20 protein-coding genes, 4 tRNA genes and 2 pseudogenes are annotated in these 17,834 nt (G+C 72.1%); 14 read left to right on the top strand and 12 right to left on the bottom strand.

What is annotated here, in order from left to right; all coding sequences use genetic code 11:
- The first annotated feature begins 25 nt into the window (after window positions 1–25).
- The 3 genes from ACIQUC_RS02230 to ACIQUC_RS02240 all read left to right on the top strand — a co-directional run bounded on the left by ACIQUC_RS02230 (window position 26) and on the right by ACIQUC_RS02240 (window position 340).
- A tRNA-Gly gene (locus tag ACIQUC_RS02230) sits at window positions 26–97 on the top strand.
- Between the two features lie 82 nt (window positions 98–179).
- Window positions 180–253, top strand: a tRNA-Cys gene (locus ACIQUC_RS02235).
- Window positions 254–268: 15 nt separating this feature from the next.
- Window positions 269–340, top strand: a tRNA-Val gene (locus ACIQUC_RS02240).
- Window positions 341–511: 171 nt separating this feature from the next.
- Here the strand turns inward: ACIQUC_RS02240 and ACIQUC_RS02245 are convergent.
- Window positions 512–1,294, bottom strand: a complete 783-nt coding sequence (locus ACIQUC_RS02245) for an MBL fold metallo-hydrolase (RefSeq protein ID WP_022905537.1) — start codon at window positions 1,292–1,294, stop codon at window positions 512–514.
- A gap of 202 nt (window positions 1,295–1,496) precedes the next feature.
- On the opposite strand from ACIQUC_RS02245, the gene ACIQUC_RS02250 reads away from it, so the two are divergent.
- Complete coding sequence (locus ACIQUC_RS02250) at window positions 1,497–2,249, top strand: helix-turn-helix transcriptional regulator (protein ID WP_402263797.1); 753 nt, start codon at window positions 1,497–1,499, stop codon at window positions 2,247–2,249.
- A gap of 69 nt (window positions 2,250–2,318) precedes the next feature.
- Here the strand turns inward: ACIQUC_RS02250 and ACIQUC_RS02255 are convergent.
- Window positions 2,319–3,317 (bottom strand): annotated as a pseudogene (locus ACIQUC_RS02255) (acyltransferase family protein); the annotation flags it as partial.
- Between the two features lie 67 nt (window positions 3,318–3,384).
- Between ACIQUC_RS02255 and ACIQUC_RS02260 the strand changes: the two are divergent.
- From ACIQUC_RS02260 to ACIQUC_RS02280, 5 genes and pseudogenes are all read left to right on the top strand, one after another.
- Window positions 3,385–3,945, top strand: a pseudogene (locus ACIQUC_RS02260) (response regulator transcription factor); the annotation flags it as partial.
- On the top strand, window positions 3,942–5,060 hold the full coding sequence (locus tag ACIQUC_RS02265) for a sensor histidine kinase (protein ID WP_402262764.1): 1,119 nt from the start codon (window positions 3,942–3,944) through the stop codon (window positions 5,058–5,060). The pseudogene ACIQUC_RS02260 and the gene ACIQUC_RS02265, both read left to right, overlap by 4 nt.
- Before the next feature lie 77 nt (window positions 5,061–5,137).
- Window positions 5,138–5,500, top strand: a complete 363-nt coding sequence (locus ACIQUC_RS02270; protein ID WP_402262766.1) for an ArsR/SmtB family transcription factor — start codon at window positions 5,138–5,140, stop codon at window positions 5,498–5,500.
- Window positions 5,497–6,546, top strand: a complete 1,050-nt coding sequence (locus ACIQUC_RS02275; protein WP_402262769.1) for a cation diffusion facilitator family transporter — start codon at window positions 5,497–5,499, stop codon at window positions 6,544–6,546. Before ACIQUC_RS02270 ends, ACIQUC_RS02275 begins: the two co-directional genes overlap by 4 nt.
- A 22-nt stretch (window positions 6,547–6,568) precedes the next feature.
- On the top strand, window positions 6,569–6,856 hold the full coding sequence (locus ACIQUC_RS02280; RefSeq protein ID WP_402262772.1) for an antibiotic biosynthesis monooxygenase family protein: 288 nt from the start codon (window positions 6,569–6,571) through the stop codon (window positions 6,854–6,856).
- A 246-nt stretch (window positions 6,857–7,102) separates the two neighbouring features.
- On the opposite strand, the gene ACIQUC_RS02285 is transcribed toward ACIQUC_RS02280, so the two are convergent.
- Window positions 7,103–7,621, bottom strand: coding sequence for a VanZ family protein (locus ACIQUC_RS02285; RefSeq protein WP_402262775.1), 519 nt, complete (start codon window positions 7,619–7,621; stop codon window positions 7,103–7,105).
- A 209-nt stretch (window positions 7,622–7,830) separates the two neighbouring features.
- On the opposite strand from ACIQUC_RS02285, the gene ACIQUC_RS02290 reads away from it, so the two are divergent.
- Complete coding sequence (locus ACIQUC_RS02290; protein WP_402262778.1) at window positions 7,831–8,337, top strand: DUF4396 domain-containing protein; 507 nt, start codon at window positions 7,831–7,833, stop codon at window positions 8,335–8,337.
- 3 nt (window positions 8,338–8,340) lie between these two features.
- Here ACIQUC_RS02290 and ACIQUC_RS02295 read toward each other — a convergent pair whose 3' ends face one another.
- Entirely contained in the window at window positions 8,341–8,805 is a 465-nt protein-coding gene (locus ACIQUC_RS02295) for a cupin domain-containing protein (protein WP_402262780.1), read from the bottom strand.
- Complete coding sequence (locus ACIQUC_RS02300) at window positions 8,802–9,152, bottom strand: carboxymuconolactone decarboxylase family protein (protein ID WP_402262783.1); 351 nt, start codon at window positions 9,150–9,152, stop codon at window positions 8,802–8,804. The genes ACIQUC_RS02295 and ACIQUC_RS02300 overlap by 4 nt, the downstream gene beginning before the upstream one ends.
- A gap of 175 nt (window positions 9,153–9,327) precedes the next feature.
- On the opposite strand from ACIQUC_RS02300, the gene ACIQUC_RS02305 reads away from it, so the two are divergent.
- Window positions 9,328–10,212, top strand: coding sequence for a helix-turn-helix transcriptional regulator (locus ACIQUC_RS02305; RefSeq protein WP_402262785.1), 885 nt, complete (start codon window positions 9,328–9,330; stop codon window positions 10,210–10,212).
- Between the two features lie 158 nt (window positions 10,213–10,370).
- On the top strand, window positions 10,371–11,579 hold the full coding sequence (locus ACIQUC_RS02310) for an MFS transporter (protein WP_402262788.1): 1,209 nt from the start codon (window positions 10,371–10,373) through the stop codon (window positions 11,577–11,579).
- A 203-nt stretch (window positions 11,580–11,782) separates the two neighbouring features.
- Here the strand turns inward: ACIQUC_RS02310 and ACIQUC_RS02315 are convergent, their stop codons facing one another.
- From ACIQUC_RS02315 to ACIQUC_RS02325, 3 genes are all read right to left on the bottom strand, one after another.
- Window positions 11,783–13,024, bottom strand: coding sequence for an MFS transporter (locus ACIQUC_RS02315; RefSeq protein ID WP_402262791.1), 1,242 nt, complete (start codon window positions 13,022–13,024; stop codon window positions 11,783–11,785).
- 90 nt (window positions 13,025–13,114) lie between these two features.
- Window positions 13,115–13,939 (bottom strand): ornithine carbamoyltransferase, encoded by an 825-nt coding sequence (locus tag ACIQUC_RS02320; RefSeq protein WP_402262794.1) that lies wholly within the window; start codon window positions 13,937–13,939, stop codon window positions 13,115–13,117.
- A 48-nt stretch (window positions 13,940–13,987) separates the two neighbouring features.
- Complete coding sequence (locus tag ACIQUC_RS02325; protein WP_402262797.1) at window positions 13,988–14,668, bottom strand: HAD family hydrolase; 681 nt, start codon at window positions 14,666–14,668, stop codon at window positions 13,988–13,990.
- A gap of 44 nt (window positions 14,669–14,712) precedes the next feature.
- Here ACIQUC_RS02325 and ACIQUC_RS02330 point away from each other — a divergent pair, with 44 nt between their 5' ends.
- The gene (locus ACIQUC_RS02330; RefSeq protein ID WP_402262800.1) at window positions 14,713–15,342 is read left to right on the top strand and encodes a class I SAM-dependent DNA methyltransferase; all 630 of its coding nucleotides are present in this window, start codon (window positions 14,713–14,715) and stop codon (window positions 15,340–15,342) included.
- 9 nt (window positions 15,343–15,351) lie between these two features.
- On the opposite strand, the gene ACIQUC_RS02335 is transcribed toward ACIQUC_RS02330, so the two are convergent.
- The 4 genes from ACIQUC_RS02335 to ACIQUC_RS02350 form a co-directional block, all read right to left on the bottom strand.
- On the bottom strand, window positions 15,352–15,594 hold the full coding sequence (locus tag ACIQUC_RS02335; RefSeq protein ID WP_402262803.1) for a hypothetical protein: 243 nt from the start codon (window positions 15,592–15,594) through the stop codon (window positions 15,352–15,354).
- Between the two features lie 128 nt (window positions 15,595–15,722).
- Window positions 15,723–16,436: a GAF and ANTAR domain-containing protein gene (locus tag ACIQUC_RS02340; RefSeq protein WP_022905792.1), complete on the bottom strand. Its 714-nt coding sequence runs from the start codon at window positions 16,434–16,436 to the stop codon at window positions 15,723–15,725.
- A gap of 12 nt (window positions 16,437–16,448) precedes the next feature.
- Window positions 16,449–17,147, bottom strand: coding sequence for a GAF and ANTAR domain-containing protein (locus tag ACIQUC_RS02345; protein WP_402262806.1), 699 nt, complete (start codon window positions 17,145–17,147; stop codon window positions 16,449–16,451).
- A gap of 189 nt (window positions 17,148–17,336) precedes the next feature.
- Window positions 17,337–17,546: a hypothetical protein gene (locus tag ACIQUC_RS02350; protein WP_022905794.1), complete on the bottom strand. Its 210-nt coding sequence runs from the start codon at window positions 17,544–17,546 to the stop codon at window positions 17,337–17,339.
- A 42-nt stretch (window positions 17,547–17,588) separates the two neighbouring features.
- Here ACIQUC_RS02350 and ACIQUC_RS02355 point away from each other — a divergent pair.
- A tRNA-Gly gene (locus tag ACIQUC_RS02355) sits at window positions 17,589–17,660 on the top strand.
- The last annotated feature ends 174 nt before the right edge of the window (window positions 17,661–17,834 follow it).

Genomic DNA, 17,834 nt, shown 5'->3' on the forward strand with positions numbered 1-17,834 from the left:
CGCCGCGACAGCGGGTCGGACAAATGCGGATGTGGCGCAGTGGTAGCGCATCACCTTGCCAAGGTGAGGGTCGCGAGTTCGAATCTCGTCATCCGCTCGAGTGTGGTCTTCTCCGGAAGACCACGACTCACCAGAGGGTATCCCACCGTTCGGGTACTCACGGAGACGTGAACCTCGATGGTGGGGTGGCCGAGAGGCTAGGCAGCGGCCTGCAAAGCCGTCCACGCGGGTTCGAATCCCGTCCCCACCTCCAGTTCCACACTCCTCTGGGCGATTGGCGCAGCGGTAGCGCGCTTCCCTGACACGGAAGAGGTCACTGGTTCGATCCCAGTATCGCCCACAGCAGAGAGCCCCCGGGAAACCGGGGGCTTTCGTCGTCCCCGGGCTCGGACCGCGAGGATCCGGGCGCCGCGCGCACGACCGGCGCCGCTGCAGTGGGGTGACCACCGAGCGGACGGGAGGCGCAGTGCGTGCCCGCACTGCGCCTCCCGTCCGGTGGTCATCCCCTGGGTCAGCCTGCTGCCCCGGGGAACAGGGACCGGTTGGCGATGTCGATGACGAACTGTCCGCCGTACTCCGGGTAGCGCTTCGTGATGGCCGCCTTGTAGGCCGCGCCGTCGTCACCGAGCAGCTCCGCGGCGTCGGCGAGGTAGCGCTCCAGTTCGCCGAAGACCGCCGGGGTGGTGGGCAGCCCGTGACCGGCGAGGACCGTGTCGTACCCCTCCGCCTGCGCGAGGAGCGACACGGCTCGCTGCCACCCGTCGATGTCCCGCTCGCCGAAGTACAGGTGCACGTCGTGGTAGACGAGGTCCTGGGCGATCAGGACGCCGTGGTCGGGCAGCGCGATCAGGAGCTGGTCGTGCGCCTCGCCGCCGACGACGTGCTCGAAGGTCAGGAGGACACCGTCGACGACCTCCTCGCCGACCCGCACGGACCCGTCCGGCGTGACGTCGGCCACCGGGACCAGGCCGCCGGTCGGCAGGTGGACGTCGCCTCGGGCGAGGATCGCGTCGCGGACCTCGGGCAGCGACACGAGCGGGGCACCCCACCGGGCCGCCGCCGCGTAGTGGTCCGGGTGTCCGTGGGTGATGACCAGTCGGTCGATCGGCTTCCCGAGGGACCGGGCGTACTCGGCGGCCTCGTCGGCGAACGGACCGAGGAACTGCCCGTCCACGACGATCAGCCGCTCCGGGGTCTCGATGATCTGCGACGTGACGTTGACGCTCTTCTCGGGCGCCATGTAGCTGTGGATGCGGACTTCGCCCTTGTCCAGGACGGTGACGGTTCCGTTCATGATTCCTTCTCTCCGGCCGCTTGCTGCTCGCGGCCACGGATCGATACTCTCCTCACGGAGTTCCGGCATCGAGGGCACTGCTGGACTCGTTCGGATCAATCCGGGACAGGTGGTCGGTGTGGGGCAGATGCAGCAGCTGGCGTTCGGGACGACCGTCGTGCCGGGCATCGAGGTCGTCGGGATCCGCGACCTGCGGCGTCGCATGCGCTTCGGCGCCGACGGACGGCAGCACCGGGTCGACTTCCACGTCCTCACGGTCGTCGCCGAGGGCGCCGGCCGGCGAGAGGTCGACTTCGAGGACTTCCCGCTCGATCGTGACCGGGTGCTGTGGGTGCGGCCTGGGCAGGTGCAGCGGTTCGAGGACGGCGACCTCGACGGACTCCACCTGCTCGTCGCCGACGAGTTCCTGGCGAGCCTGCCGGCCGCCGACGGGATCGGCGTGCGCCAGCCGGTGTCCGTCGCGGACCCGGAAGCCGCCGCCGCGATCCGTGCGGTCGCCGGCGAGCTCGCGCGCGAGCACGACCGCGAGGTCCCGTCCCGGATGGTGCTGCAGCTGCTGCTCCGGGCGGTTCTCGTCCTGCTCGAGCGCGGCGCGGCAGCGGCCGCCGACGGTGGGGTGGAGGACCCGGTCGCGGCCCGGTTCCGCAGGGAGGTGGAACGGCGGTTCACCGAGCTGCACACCGTTGCCGAGTACGCGCAGGTCCTCGGGCACAGCATCCGGACGATCTCCCGCGCCGTGGCCCAGGCGAACTCCACGAGTCCGAAGCAGCTCATCGACCGGCGGATCGCGCTCGAGGCACAGCGCCTGCTCGGGTACACCGACCTCCCGGTCGCGCGGATCGCGGAGCGTCTCGGGTTCACCGAAGCGACGAACTTCAGCCGGTTCTTCCAGCGGACGACCGGGATCAGCGCGACGCGGTTCCGGACGGAGCGTCGGCCACCCGTACGGCGCTGACCGGCGCTGGTGTCTCCCGAGGAGCAGGGCCCGGGCGGGGAGCTCCACTCCGTGGTGGAGCCCCGCGGCGAGCGCCGTCGCGACCACGAGGGCGAGCAGCGCGTGCAGCACCGCCGCGCGGCCTCTGGGGTCGACGGGGAGGACGGTCGGGAGCCGCTGCAACACGAGCAGGTGCACGAGGTAGAAGGCGAACGAGAGCTCCCCGAACCAGCGCATCGGCGCGCTGGCGAGCGGACTCCGGCGGCCCGACAGGTCGATGCGGGCCAGCGCCGTCACGAGCAGCCCGTACCCGACGACCGTGAAGCCGCTGAGGTGCCACGGGCTCGAGGGTTCGGCGGTCGCAGCCGCGTACCCGACGGCCGCGAGCGGGACCGCCAGCGCGAGCGGTGCGCCACGCCACGCTCCGGTCCGCATCAGTCGTGCGACCGCGACGCCGAGGAGGAACTCCGGGAACCGTGCGATCGGCGAGTGCCCCGCGTCGACCGGGATCGGGAGCACGGCCTGGACCGCGTGCAGGCCGAGCAACGGCTCAGCGAAGGTGGCCACGACCGCCGCGACCGCGACGACCGCCAGCGCCGTCGTCGACACGCGCCGGAGGACCAGGGTGAGCAGCGGGAAGGTGGCGTAGAACGCGGCTTCGCAGACCAGGGACCAGCTCACCGGGTTCCCGGCCTGCCACCAGTCGGGCCGCCACGCGCTGATGAGCAGGGCGTTCGCGACGACCGAGCCCCGCGACGGACTCACGATCTCCGGGACGACGGGGGCCACCACGGCGACCGCGAGGGCGAGCGCGGTGAGGTGCAGTGGGGCGATCCGAGCGATGCGCGCCCACCAGAACCGTTGTGGGCTCGTCTCGTCGCGGTGGGACCAGGCCAGCACGAACCCGGACAGGACGAAGAAGAGCGACACCCCGGTGTCGCCACCGCCGACGACGCGGGAGAGGAGCTCCTCGGACCGGCCGGAGAAGAAGCCGACGTTCCGCAGGTGGTAGGCCCAGACGGCGAGGGCTGCGCACCACCGCAACCCGGTCAGGGAGGACAGCGCGCGCGGTGTGAGGGTGACGGACATGCCGCGAGTCCACCGGAGCCGGTGTTGCGAGCGCGTCCGTCCGACCCCTTACGTTCGCCTTACCCCGGCGCTGGAGGCCGTCGACGTGCACGCGTACGACGTCGTCGTGCTCGATCGTGACCTGCCCCTCGTGCACGGTGACGACGTGTGCCGCGCGCTGGTCGCGATGCCGGAGCCGCCGCGCGTCCTCATGCTCACCGCGGCGACCACGGTCGGGGACCGGGTGTCCGGGCTCGCCGTCGGCGCGGATGACTACCTCGGGAAACCGTTCGACCTGGCGGAACTCACCGCCCGCGTCACGGCGCTGCACCGCCGACCCTCCGCGGTCGTCCCGCCGACCCTGCACCGCGCCGGCCTCACGCTGGACCCGTTCCACCGCGAGGTCTTCCGCGACGGCCGTGTCCTGCACCTGTCCCGCAAGGAGTTCGCCGTCCTCGAGGTCCTCATGCGCGCGGGCGGCGGCGTGGTCAGCGCCGAGCGACTGCTCGAGAAGGCCTGGGACGAGCACGCCGATCCGTTCACCAACGCCGTGCGGGTGACCGTGTCGACACTCCGCAAGAAGGTCGGAGCCGACCGGATCGAGACGGTCCCAGGGGTCGGGTACCGGATCGCTCGGGTCACGTCGTGACGCGGGAGCGGCTGCGGCGACCGAGCGGGATCCGACTCCGGATGACGCTGCTCGGCACCGCGGCGGTCCTGGTGGGCGGGATCGCGGTGCTCCTCGTCGTCGTCTGGATCCTCACGATCATCCCCGGGTTCACGATCACCGCGGGGCCGTTCCCCTACGGCACGACGCACGACGTCTTCACGGTGCACGGGCGGCAGGACGTCCTCACGCTGTTCTGGTTCTGCTCCGTCGTCGTCCTCGTGCCGTTGACCGTCCTGGGTGGCGTCGTGAGCTGGCTCGTCGCCCGGCGCACGGTGCGGCCGCTCCACGACGTGATCGCCACCGCCGACGGACTCGACGTCGACGACCTGCGGGCGCGGGTCCCCGTCGCGGCCGCGCAGGACGAGACCCGAGCCGTGGCGATCGCGCTCAACGCGCTCCTCGACCGGCTCGAAGCCGGCGTCGCGGCACGGAGCCGCTTCGCCGCGAACGCCTCCCACGAGCTCCGGAACCCACTCGCCACCGTCCGTGCGATCGCGCAGCTCGCCCAGCGCCAGACCGACGACCCGGTCATCCAGCGGGCGCTCTCCCGGATCGTCGCGACCAACGACCGGATGAACGAGACGACGGCGGCCCTGCTGACCCTGGCGCGCGCCGACCGTCCGGCCGACCCGGAGCGGTTCACGGTGCACGCACTGGTCGACGACGCCGTCGAGGGCCTGCAGGTGCCGATGCGGGCTCACCGTGTCGCCTTGTTGAACGTCGTCGACCCGGCGCTCGAGGTCGACGGCGACCGGGTGCTCTTCGGGCAGCTCGTGCGCAACCTCGTCGACAACGCCGTCCGGTACGCGACGCCCGGGTCGACGGTGCGGGTGTCGGGGACGCCGGACACCGCGGGCCCGCTCCTCGCGGTGGAGAACGAGGGCGCTGCGATCGACGATGCCGACGTCGCGCTGCTGGCGGAGCCGTTCCGCCGACGGGTCACCCGGGTGCGCACCGATGCCGAGGGCGCCGGTCTGGGGCTCGCGATCGTCACGACGATCGCCCGCGTGCACGGCGCCGAGCTGGTGCTGGCCGCCCGTCCCGCTGGTGGCCTGCTCGCCCAGGTGCGGTCCACCTCGACCGGGTCGCCCTGATCGGGCCGTCCGGCGGGTCGCCGAGCGGGGTCGGCCCGGTCGGTGACGACGGCCGTGGCCTTGTGTAGTATCTGCGTGTGCACGTAGACAAGCAGCCCTGCGGACTCAGCCCGGAGTCCGAGTACGTCGAACTCGCGGTCGAGGTGTTCGCGATGCTCGCGGACGCCACCCGGGTGAAGATCATCCTCGCGCTGCGGAACGCCGAGGAGATGAGCGTCAACCACATCGCCGATGTCGTCGACAAGAGCCCGGCCGGGGTGTCCCAGCACCTGGCGAAGCTCCGCCTGGCACGGATGGTGTCGACCCGTCGCGAGGGCACCACGGTGTTCTACCGGTTGACGGACGAGCACGCGTCGGAGCTGGTGATCGACGCGGTGAAGCAGGCGGAGCACGTCGTCGGCCAGGCGCCGCACCACCATCGGGGGCAGGAGTCCACGTGACGGCACACACCCACACGCACAGCGATCACCACGACCACGGCGACCACGGCCACGACCACGACCATCAGGACGATCACGGTGCGCACGGGCACTCGCATCCGCACGGTGGTGTGCGGGGGTTCCTGTACGACCTGTTCGTGCCGCACACGCACGACGCAGCGGACTCGATCGACGACGCGATGGAGGCCAGCACCGCCGGCGTTCGCGCGCTGAAGACCAGCCTGTTCATCCTGTTGGGCACCACGGTCCTGCAGGCGGTGATCGTCGCGTTCACGGGGTCCATCGCGCTGCTCGCGGACACCGTCCACAACTTTGCGGACGCCCTGACCGCCGTGCCGCTGTGGATCGCGTTCATCCTCGGCCGTCGCGTGGCGAACCGCCGCTACACGTACGGGTACGGCCGTGCGGAAGACCTCGCCGGCATGTTCATCGTGTTCGTCGTCGCACTGTCGGCCGTCGTCGCCGGGTGGCAGGCCATCGACCGGTTCATCACCCCTCGACCGATCGAGAACCCCTGGCTGCTCGTCGCCGCCGGCCTGATCGGCTTCGCCGGGAACGAGGCGGTCGCGATCTACCGCATCCGCGTCGGCCAGCGGATCGGCTCCGCCGCACTGGTCGCGGACGGCGTGCACGCTCGCCTCGACGGGTTCACGTCCCTGTCGGTCGTCCTCGGTGCCGTCGGCGTGATGCTCGGCTTCCCGATCGCGGACCCGATCATCGGGCTGCTCATCTCGGTCTCGATCATGGTCCTGCTGTGGGGGACCGTTCGGTCCGTCGGCGCCCGGCTCATGGACGCGATCGACCCGACTCTCGTCACCCGCGCCGAGCAGGCGCTCGAGCACACGAGCGGGGTCGAGGTGGTGCGCGATCTCCGGCTCCGGTGGGTCGGGCACCGGCTGACCGGTTCCGCCACCGTCGAGGTCGCCGCCGCCTCGCTGCACGACGCCGAGCACATCGCCGAGCACGCCGCGGAGCACGTGCACGAGGCGATGGGCAACGTCGATGCCTTCACCGTCACCCCCGTCGTCCACCCGCACGAGCACTGACCACCATCGAGAGGAACCCGCCATGTCCGTCGTGAAGATCAACGCCATCACCGTCCCCGAGGGCAGGGGCGCCGACCTCGAAGCACGCTTCGTCGGACTGGCCCACGACGTCGAGCAGCAGCCCGGCTTCGAGCGCTTCGAGCTCCTCCGACCCACCGCCGGTGGCACGCGGTACTTCGTCGTCTCGACCTGGACGGACGAGGACTCGTACCAGGCGTGGCGCACCGGTCAGGCGGGCGCGCACCACGGCGGGAGCAGCCCCGTCGCGACCGGTGCCGAGCTCCTCGAGTTCGAGACCGTCATCCTCTGATCCGAGCTCGGTGCACGGGTGACGGTCGATCCTCGCGTGCGCAGTGCTCCTCGGTGTCCCGCTCGAGAGCCTGCTCGGGTGGGGGTGGACCGATCCCGTCGTCGACAGTGGCGCGTCGCCACGGATCGTCTCGCGTGCGGCGTCGAGCACGTGCGCACCGGGCACCTTCCGGCGTTCGCCAGACCCAGCCCCGTGGTCCGGGCGCCGATTCGATGCACCCTGCTCGCGGTCGCGCGAGCGAGGCGGTCAGGGGACCGACTGCCGCGGCGACTGCTCGGGTCCGCGCGGTGCCCGGCGATCGATCGCGATGATGCCGAGGGCGACCAGCCCGGCGAGGACTGCCCCGACGGTGTTCATGAACCAGTCGTTGGTGTCGCACGCTCTCCCGAGGGACGGGACGAGCGCCTGCAGCAGTTCGACGGCAGCGGAGAACCCCGACGCCGCGGCCACCGCCCAAACCGGACGAGTGGTGCGCAGCCCGGCGAAGAGCGTCACGGGGAACAGGAGTGCCACGTTCGCGAGCGTGTCGATCCCTCGGAACGGGACCGAGAACTGCACGGTGCAGAAGGTTCCGTTCCCGCCATTGCCGTCGGGCGTCATCGTGAGTGCCACCGCTCCGACGACGCTGACGACGGTGAGCGTGGCGAGCAGCCACCGTGTTCCGCGGCGGTACACGAACCAGCCGAGGGCCGCGAACCCGATCAGGGCCACCCAGAAGAGGACCCGCACGGCGGCCGCGTGGTTGACGAGGAAGGTCGTGATCACGGAGTGATCCTCGCACCTGTGCGCGATGTCGAGCGCCGTACGCATCCCACGCGGTCCGGCCCGTTCGTGGGTCGCGGCCGGACAGGACGGTCCGGTGTGTGGATCGTCGCCGGATCGGGAACACCGAGGGCGCGCTCGCGTTGCACCACATGGTACCCCCGGGGGGTGTACAAGAGTCGTCGGCGCCAGCCACGTCAGATCGGAGCAGCATGGACACGCACGAGCACCACCGGACGAGCGAGCACGAGCGGGCCGGCCACGGCAGGGCATCCGGACCCGGCTCGACCACCTGGGCGATGGCGGCACAGGCGACGCTGCACTGCCTCACCGGCTGCGCGATCGGCGAGGTCCTCGGCATGATCATCGGCACCGCCGCCGGCGTCAACAACGCGGGCACGATCGTCCTGTCGATCGTCCTCGCCTTCGTCTTCGGCTACGCCCTCACCATGCGCGGCGTCATCCGGTCCGGCCTGACGCTGGCGGCCGCGTTCACGGTCGCGCTCGCTGCGGACACCGTCTCGATCGCCGTCATGGAGGTCATCGACAACACCGTCGTCGTCGCGATCCCGGGCGCCATGGACGCACAGCTCGACCAGTGGCTCTTCTGGGGTGCACTGGCACTCTCCCTCGCGCTCGCCTTCGTCGTGACGACGCCGGTCAACCGCTGGATGATGAGCCGCGGGCTCGGTCACGCCGTCGTCCACGCCCACCACTGAGCATCAGCAGCCGGGTGGTGTCCGGGCGTGGCCTCCCGCCGGGTCTCCGTCCTTCGGCAAGGCGTCGTAGAGTTCGTCGGAGACGGCCTCGAGCCACTCGTTGCGGACGCCCTCGCCGGGGGTGATGAACGCCAGGTGCGAGAACCACGAGTCGGCCTTCGCCCCGTGCCAGTGCTTCGTGCCGGCCGGGACGCGGACCGCTGTGCCGGGCGTGAGGCTGATCGGGTCGGACCCGTCAGCCTGGTACCAGCCAGAGCCGGCGGTGCACAGCAGGACCTGGTCGCCGCCGCCGTCCTCGCCGTGGTGGATGTGCCAGTCGTTCCGGCAGCCGGGTTCGAAGGTGATGTTGTGCACCGGGGTGTCGCCGCCGACGATCGGGGCGTTCCAGCTCCGGCCGGAGAAGTACTGCGCGAATGCCTCGTTCGGTTCGCCCGTGGGGAAGGGCTGGGAGAATCTGGAGTCGTTCACCGCTGTCCCTCGCGCTCGTCCTCGATGACCTCTCGCAGGACGCTGGTGGCGCTCATCCCGTTGGGCCATCCCGAGTAGAACGCCAGTTGCAGGAGGGCCTCCTGCAGTTCCTCGTCCGTGACGCCGTTGCTGCGGGCGAACCCGAGGTGGAACCGCAGCTGGTCGGTCTTGCCGAGCGCGGTCAGCGCCGCGACCGTCACCAGGCTGCGGTCGCGCTTGCTCAGGCCGTCGCGCTCCCACACCTCGTCGAACACCACCGCGTCGGTGTAGTGCACCAGCCCCGGCGCGAAGTCGCCGAACGCTTCCTTGCCGCCGGTCCAGCCGGACTGTCGATCGGAATCCGTCATCGTCTGCACGTTCCTCGGTTCGTCGTCGTGCACGCGCGTGCTCGCGCGGCGGAGCAACGGGAAGGTGGCTCCGACGGCCATGCAACCGCGCAGACCCGGCCGGAGCCAGGTGCCGCCTTGACGGGGTCCCGCAGAACCTCTCTGCCGAGCGGACCACCGTCCTACGGTGGACGGCATGGACAACCGAGCCGAGGTGCGAGCCTTCCTCTCGTCACGCCGGGGGCGCATCACGCCCGAACAGGCTGGCGTGCAGCAGTTCGGCACCCGTCGCCGCGTGACGGGGCTCCGCCGAGAAGAGGTCGCGCGGCTGGCGGGGGTCAGCGTCGACTACTACACGCGCCTCGAACGTGGGAACCTCACCGGCGCGTCCGACAGCGTCCTCGACGCGATCGCATCGGCACTCTGCTTGGACCGCGCCGAGCACGACCACCTCCACGACCTCGCGCGCGCCGCGAACACCAGCCCGACGCGGACGCGCGCGAGGCCGTCCGGCTCGGCACGGCTCCCCGCGACGGTGCAGTACCTGCTCGACGCGATCTCCGACGCGCCCGCGATCGTCGGCAACAACCGCATGGACATCGTCGCGGCGAACACGCTCGGCTACGCGCTGTACTCCGACATGTACCGGGGGAGCGCGCGACCCGCGAACCACTCTCGGTTCATCTTCCTCGACCCGCGCTCGGGCGACTTCTACCCCGACTGGGACCGTGCAGCGAACGTGAACGTCGCGATCCTCCGCCGTGACGCCGGACGCTTCCCCCACGACCCCGGGATCGCCGCGCTCGTCGGTGAGCTCTCCGTCCGCAGCGACGAGTTCCGCACCCGGTGGGCCGCCCACGACGTCCGCCGCCACTACTCCGGGGCCAAGAGCTTCCGGCACCCCGCCGTGGGCCTGCTCGAACTGCCCTTCCACGGCATGGAACTCGAGGACCTCCCCGGTCACACGCTCACCGTCTACCCCGCGGTCCCCGGCACCCCGACCGCCGACGCGCTGCGCTTGCTCGCGACCTGGGCGGTCAGCGAGCAGATCACCGAACGCGCCCGCGCCAGCACCCCGTGACGCCGCCGTACGCCTCGGTGACGTCCCGTCGCGCCGGTGACCGTGACGACCCCGGAGCGGGACCCCACACGCCCCCCGGGACCGCACGATGACCGAACCCGAAACGACCCGCGGGACCGCACGATGACCGAACCCGAAGCGACCGACGGGACCGCACGATGACCGAACCAACGACGGTCCGCGAGGCGACCCCGAGAGCAGCCCGCGCACAACGTCTGCCGATCGTCGTTCCCGTGCTCGCCGTCGGCACGTTCCTGATGATCACGACCGAGTTCGTCGTCGCCGGCATCCTCCCCGAGGTCGCTGCCGACCTCCACGTCACGCTCGGCCGCGCCGGACTCCTCATCACCGTCTTCGCGATCGGCATGATCATCGGTTCGCCGCTGGTGACGCTGCTGACGATCGGGCTCCCGAAGCGACTCGCGCTCCTGCTCGCGCTGGCGCTGTTCGTCGCCGGCCACGTCGTCGTCGCCCTGGCAGAGGACTTCACCGTCCTGCTGCTCGCACGGTTCGTGACCGCCTTCGCCACCGGGGCGTTCTGGTCGGTGGCATCCGTCGTCGCGGCTCGAGCGGCCGGCCCGCGTCTCGGCTCGCGCGCGCAGGGAGTCGTCGGGGCCGGAGGGTCCCTCGGCACCGTGCTCGGCGTGCCCCTCGGCGCGTTCCTCGCACAAACAGTCGGATGGCGAGGCACCTTCTGGGCGATCGCTGCTGCCGCGGTCGTCCTCGCCGTGCTCGTCGCCCGGTCCGTGCCGAACGACACCGCGAGCCGCGGGAGGACCACGATCCGCAGCGAGTTCACCGGACTCCGCTCGGGACGGCTCTGGCTCACCCTGCTCGCCTGCGTCACCACCAGCGGCGGCGTCGTCTCGGCGTACTCGTACATCGCCCCGCTGCTGACCGAACGCGCCGGCGTCGCGACGACCGTCGTCCCGGTCGTCCTCACCGCGTTCGGCGTCGGGTCCTTCGTCGGCACACTGCTGGGCGGTCGGCTCGGCGACGCCCGTCCCGGGCTGGTCACCATCGTCACGCCCGCCGCGAGCGCGATCCTGCTCCTCGCGATCGGGGCCGTCACCGACCAAGCCGTCCTCACCGGGGTCCTCGTCGCCGTCCTCGGCCTGTTCGGGCTCAGCGCGAACGGCGTGCTGATCCACACCGCTGTCCAGGCGGCCGGCACGGCAGCACCGCTCGGATCCGCGTTGACCGTCTCCGCCTTCAACCTCGGCACCGCGGTGGGGACCGCGATCGTCGGTGGACTGCTCGACGTCACGGGCGTCGCGGGCCCGGCACGCATCGGTGCTGTCATCGTGGCACTCACCCTCGTCCCCGTGGTCCTGCTGACGACCACGCGGAGGAGGCCGCCGGCCTGACGGCGGGTGATGCACACGGACCCGGGCGCCCTGGCACAGGTGGGCAGGCGATCGGCGGGAGACGCTGATTGTGCGAGGGCGGGCCGCCGGACCGGACCGACGACGGACGGGAGGCGCGGTGCCAGCTGGCACCGTGCCTCCCGTCCGACGGCCGCTCGCGCCACACGCGATGACCGTCCGCCGGCCCCGCGGAGCGGGATCCGCTACCGGGCGCCGGCCGTCCGCAGGGGCGAGCACGCCGCGACGAGGACGGCGGCGACGAAGACGACGGTCACCGCGGCCAGGGCGACGCCGTCACCTGCGACGGTCATGACGGCACCGCCGCCGATCGCTCCGACGGCCGCGAGGGTCCGGTTCGCACTCCGCACCGTGCCGTTCGTACGACCGAGGAGCGCATCCGGCGTGGCGCTCTGGCGGAGGCTCATCTCGTTCGCGTTCTCGCACCCGGCGGCCGCGCCGTGCACCGCGAAGGCGACGAACAGGACCGCGACGGTCGCCGGGCCCGTCGTCGCAGCCACGGCCGCGAGGGTGACCGCGGCCCAGGCCACCGGGTAGGCGGCTCGTGCGGCGATGATCGTCCGTCCGGCACCGAAGCGGGTCCCGAGCCAGGGCGCCGCGGTGGCGCCGAGGAGCGTCGCGACGCCGCCGACGGCGATGATGCCGCCGTACACGGCCGCGGGCAGGGCCAGGGTGCGCAGCGCGAAGGTCGCGAAGACGGTGAGCGCGGCGGCGTTGGCGAGGAACCAGAGGTGTGTGGAGAGCGCCAGCGGGGCGAGCGTCGCGTGGCCGTAGGTCCAGCGCAGGCCGTCGGCGATGTCACTCCGCAGCTTCGAACCCGGCCGCCTGACCGCGGTCTCCTCGACGACCCGGATCCGGGCGACGAGGACGGCGTCGACGAGGTAGCTGATCGCGTCGAGGGCGATCGCGACCGGTGCGGTCACGATGCTGACGAGTACGCCGCCGAGCGCCGGACCCACCGTCTGGGCCGCTGCGTCGCTCTGGTCCACGCGCGCGTTCGCCGCCGTGAGGAGCGGGCGCGGCACGATCCGGGGGAGCAGTGACTGGGTGGCGGCGAACCCCGCGACGGACGCGACACCGAAGAGGAACAGCACCGCAGCCGTCACCCAGAGGTCGAGGAGCCCCGCCCACCAGAGGAGCGGGATCGTCCCGAGGCAGACGCCGCGGAGGATGCTCGCCCAGACGAGCAGCGGCTTCCGCGGGACACGGTCGACGGACGCGCCGATGAGCAGGCCGAAGAGCGCGTAGGGGACGAACTGGGCAGCGTTCACCAGGCCGACCTCGACGGGCGTGGCGTCGAGGACCGTCACGACGAGGACCGGGATCGCGACCGCACTGACGGCCGATCCGAACGCCGACACGGTCGCGGCGGTCCAGTAGGGGCGGAACCCGGGGACGCGGCGCAGTGTGGTCACGTCGTCGCCCATGCGCCAACGCTCGCAGACCGCTGTCGCGCGGGCAACCGGGCGCGCTCGGTGGACGGGGCCCGGAGGCGCGGGTGACGCCCGTCGGTCGGGTCACCCGAGTCCGGTGCAGTGCGCCATGACGGCCTGCTGCACCGGGAGCAGGGACGCCTTGAAGGCGTGCCCGACGAACGCCGGGTGCGCCACCGCGTCGTCGCTGACCTCGCGGCCGCGGACGAACGGCGGGCACGGTGCGAGGCGGACGCCGGCCGGCGCGGTGTCGAGGAGGGCCGCCGTGATCCGGAAGGATTCGAGTGCCTCGGCATGCCGCCCGGGGCCGTCCGTGAGCACGACGTCCGCCGTCCGGATCGCGGTCGCGAGATCGTCGGTCCACACCGCTCCGGGGGTCGCGAGGCCGTCCGGACAGCACTGCACGAGGTCGAGCCGCAGCACGCGTGCGGCCTCCTGCCAGGCCCTGGAGATGTTCCCGTCCGCTCCCACGAACAGGAAGCGCAGGGTGCCGAGGTCCGCGCCCGAGCTCCGGAGCGCGTACAGGTCCGACAGGACCTCGCACGGGTGGTTCTCGTCGGTCATGGCGTTCACCACGGGGAGCACGCCGGCGTCGGCCAGGCCCTCGATCACGGCGAGGTCGTGGTGGCGGACGACGAGGACGTCCGCCCACGAGGCCAGGTAGCCGGCGACGTCGGCCAGGGCCTCGGGCTTGTCGAGCGTCGTGTCCGGGAAGACGATCGGCTGGAGGCCCATCGCCGCGGCACCCCGCTCGAAGGTCACCCGGGTGCGCAGGCTCGTCGCGGGGAAGAACATCACGGCCGAGCCGTCGGTCGTCGGTCCCCGGCCGTCGCGGTAGGCGTCCGCGAGGGCGAAGACCTCGGCGACGTCGTCCACCGTCCAGTCGTCGAGCCGGGTGAGGGAGCGCATCCCACCAGCGTAGGGAACGGTCGGGTCGGAGCGGGTCGGTGCTGCCGTTCAGGGCTCGCCGAGTGCCGTCAGCACCCGGGCGCGGAGACCACTCGGATCACCGGTCCGCCGGTCGACGAGGACCGCGTGCATCCCCACCGACCGGGCACCGGCGCCGTCCCGCACGGGGTCGTCGCCGACGAAGAGGCACGCCGTCGCGGGTACGCCCAGTTCGTCGGCGAGCACGAGGAAGGCGCGCGCGTCCGGCTTCTGGACACCGATGCGCTCCGAGGTGCACACCACGTCGAAGGCGGTGTCGAGACCCGTCACCCGCAGCTTCTCGGACTGCTGGGCGGTGGTGCCGTTCGTCAGGAGGCCGAGACGGTGCCCCCGGGAGCGGAGCTCCCCGAGGAGCGGCAGGACGTCCGGGAAGACCCGCCAGGCGGCTCGGTAGGCGCCGAGGTACTGCTCGAACACGACGTCGAGCCCACGGTCGTCCCGGGGGAGCGCGATCCCGATCAGGGGCAGGACGGTCCGGAGCCGTTCGCGCCGCTGCTCCTGGAAGCCGATCTCGCCGGAGCGCCAGCGCTCGAACTGCGTGTCCTCGGCGTCCGACCAGGCGTCGAGGACGGACGGGGTGACGGTGACGCCGAGTCCGGCGAGGAAGGCGGCGGCACCGGCACGCGCGGCGCCACGATGGTCGAAGAGGGTGTCGTCGAGGTCGAAGCCGACCGCTCGGGGCGCGCGCACGTGGCAAGGGTACGGCGGCTCCGGCCGACCGTACGATGGCCGGGATGGACAGGACGGACGACGTGACGGCGGCCTACGGGCGTCGCGCTGCGGAGTACGCGGAGCTCCTCGGCTCGATGGCGTCCGTGCACCCGTCCGACGAAGCGCTCGTGCGGGCGTGGGCCGCGACCGTCGACGGCCCCGTGCTCGACGCCGGGTGCGGGCCCGGGCACTGGAGTGCGCACCTCGCCGCCCTCGGCCACGACGTGCGCGGGATCGATCGGACCCCGGCGTTCGTCGACCACGCCCGGCAGGCGCACCCGGGCGTCGCGTTCGCGGTCGCGGACGTCGACGCGCTCCCCGACGAGCCGGAGCGCCTCGGCGGGGTCCTCGCGTGGTACTCGCTGATCCACCACGAGCCGGATGCGCTCGGGCGTCCCCTGGCGGAGTTCGCGCGGGTGCTGCGACCGGGCGGGCAGCTCCTCGTCGGGTTCTTCGCCGGCGAGCGGGTGGAGCCGTTCGACCACGCCGTCACCACCGCGTACCGCTGGTCGGTCGGCCACCTGGTCGGCGAGCTCACCGCCGCCGGCTTCGAGGTCGTCGCCACGTCGACACGGGATGCCGACGCGCAGACGCCCAGGCCGCACGGAGCAGTCTCGGCGCGACGCCGGGGCGGTCCGTCCGCGCCGCGCTGACCCGGGCGGTCAGAGTTCGCCGGGAGGCCCGGACTGCCAGCGGACCCAGGCCTCGAGCTGTGCCTTCGCGCTCTCGAGGCTCGTGTGCGACCCCGCGAGGTCGCCGTGTCGGAGCCGCACGACGTACCGCGACCCGAAGACGACCGTGCCGATCACGTGGGATCCGCAGCGTGCCTCCCAGGTCCGCGCGTCCACCGAGGCCCAGCGGACGTCATCGGTGTCGGACTGCTCGGAACTGGAGAGGGAGGTCATGGTGCTTCCGGTCGCTGGACGATGGGATCGTTCCGGCGGCCGTGGACTGGGGTCACCTCGTCGAACGCTAGTCCCCGACGGCTGAGCGGTGGACCGTGCACCCGCCGCCACCAGCCCGGGACCGGCGCTCAGGGGAGGACGAGTCGCCGTTCCACGACCGCGCGGGCGACGTCCGCGAGCAGCAGCTGGTGGGAACGGGCGTACGCGCGGAGCATCGCGAACGCGTCGTCCATCTCCACCTGGTGGGTGTGCGCGACGAAGCCCTTCGCCTGTTCGATGACGACCCGGCTGTCGAGCGCGCGCTGGAGCTGCTGCTGCGTCAGGGTCGCGTGCTCGAGGGACCGCTGCTGCAGGATGCTGATGGTGGCCACGTCGGTGAGCGCCTGGGCGGCGAGCGCGTCGTCCCGGTTGAGGGCACCCTCGGCTTCGCGGAAGAGGTTCAGCGACCCGAGCGTGGTCTCGCGGAGGCGCATCGGGATCGAGTGCACCGAGGCGTACCCCGACTCGGCCGAGGCGCGTGCGAAGGTCGGCCACCGACGCTGCATCTCGGCGGGGTCGCGGCCGGAGACGGTCGTGCCGGTGGCGAAGCACTCCACGCAGGGCCCCTCGCCGGAGTCGAGCTGGAGCAGGCCGAGGAAGCTGGACCGTTCGCTCGTGGACGCGAGCACCTCGAGCTGCTGCTCCTGGTTCACGAGAAGGATGCCGGCCGCGGAGGCATCGAAGATCTCGACGACGCTGTCGACGAGGTTCTGCAGGAGCTCGACGACGTCGTAGTCGTCGACGAGGGTGTCGGTCAGGGCGACGAAGGTGTCGACGAGTCGGTGCTCGCGAGTCGGTGCCATGGTGCGTGCTCCCTAGGTCTCGGAACCGTACGGCCGGGCGAGGTCGAGTCGGCGTGCGATGACGTCCGCGGCGACGTCGCGGACCGGTCGTTCGGTGGCGAAGGCGTGCGCGCGGAGGACCATCAGCGCATCCTCGACGCTCACGCCGAGTTGCGCGGCGGCCATGCCCGTGGCCTGGTGCACCTCTCGCCGTGAGTATCGTCCGTTCTCGGTCGCGGTGTGCTCATCCGCGGTCGCGGCGACGAGCGCGCTGCGGAGGACGCGGCGGGCGGCGACCTCGGTGAGTTCGACCGCGCCGCGCACCTGGGCGGCGGTCAGGGTCAGGTCGTGGCCGATCGACAGGTCGACCGCGCCCACCGGGATCGTCCCGATGCGCATCGGGAAGGAGAAGATGGCGCCGACCCCGGCGCTCAGCAGCCCGTCGAGCGCGAGGGGCCACCGTTCGACGGGCGTCACCCGCAGATCGGGTTCGAGGACCGGCCGACGGGTGTCCAACGCCTCCCAGCACGGGCCTTCGCCGAGGTCGAACTGGATCTCGTCGACGCGTTCGGCGAGGGCGTCGCTGGCGAACACCGTGGCGGTGCCGAACGGGTCCCCGAGCGTCGAGATCCCGACGGTGGTCACGGGCAGTGTGGCGAGGAAGGGCGGACACAGGTCCGAGCCGTCCGGCGCCGCCTGCATGGCGGACGCCGCGGCCGCGTAGTCGTCCATGGGCGGGCACCGCTCTCTGTCGGGTGTCCGGGCGGCGGTCGGTCGCACGGTCCACACCGGGCGCTGATCCGTTGCCCACACCCCCGACGCTAGTGCACGCCGGGCGCCGCCGGGACGAACCGGATGCGTTCCGCAGCGCGTGTCACGTCACGCGGTCGGGCACCGACGGTCCAGGAGGCGCGGGTCGGCTCAGCCGACCGGCCGGTAGATCGCGATGGGGGGCGCCTGGTCGTCGCCGTCGTCGTGGCTCTCGCCGGAGGACAGCCAGGTGCGGCCCTCGTGCTCGATCGTCGTCGGCAGGTCGCCGTGCACGAGGATGCGCACCGCGGGCCGGTCGCCGTCGACGAGGTCCACACCGTGGGCCTCGGTACCGCCGGGGTTGTCGTGCACGTAGCTCATGGTGCGATCGAACTCCCTCGGCCTGGTAGAGTTCTCGTGTACGCGGATGTGGCGCAGTGGTAGCGCATCACCTTGCCAAGGTGAGGGTCGCGAGTTCGAATCTCGTCATCCGCTCGGTACACGAAGGCCCCGGTCACCCGACCGGGGCCTTCGTCATGGGGACGGCAGCCGTTCCCGGTCCGGGGGCGCAGGCTTCGGGTGCCCGCGCCCCTCGGACGCGCGGGCCACCGTGCCCACTCGAGCGCCTGCGGATGGGTGATCCGGTCGGCGCCCATCGAGTGATCCGGA

Source organism: Curtobacterium sp. NPDC098951, from assembly GCF_044759965.1.
Taxonomy (GTDB): domain Bacteria; phylum Actinomycetota; class Actinomycetes; order Actinomycetales; family Microbacteriaceae; genus Curtobacterium.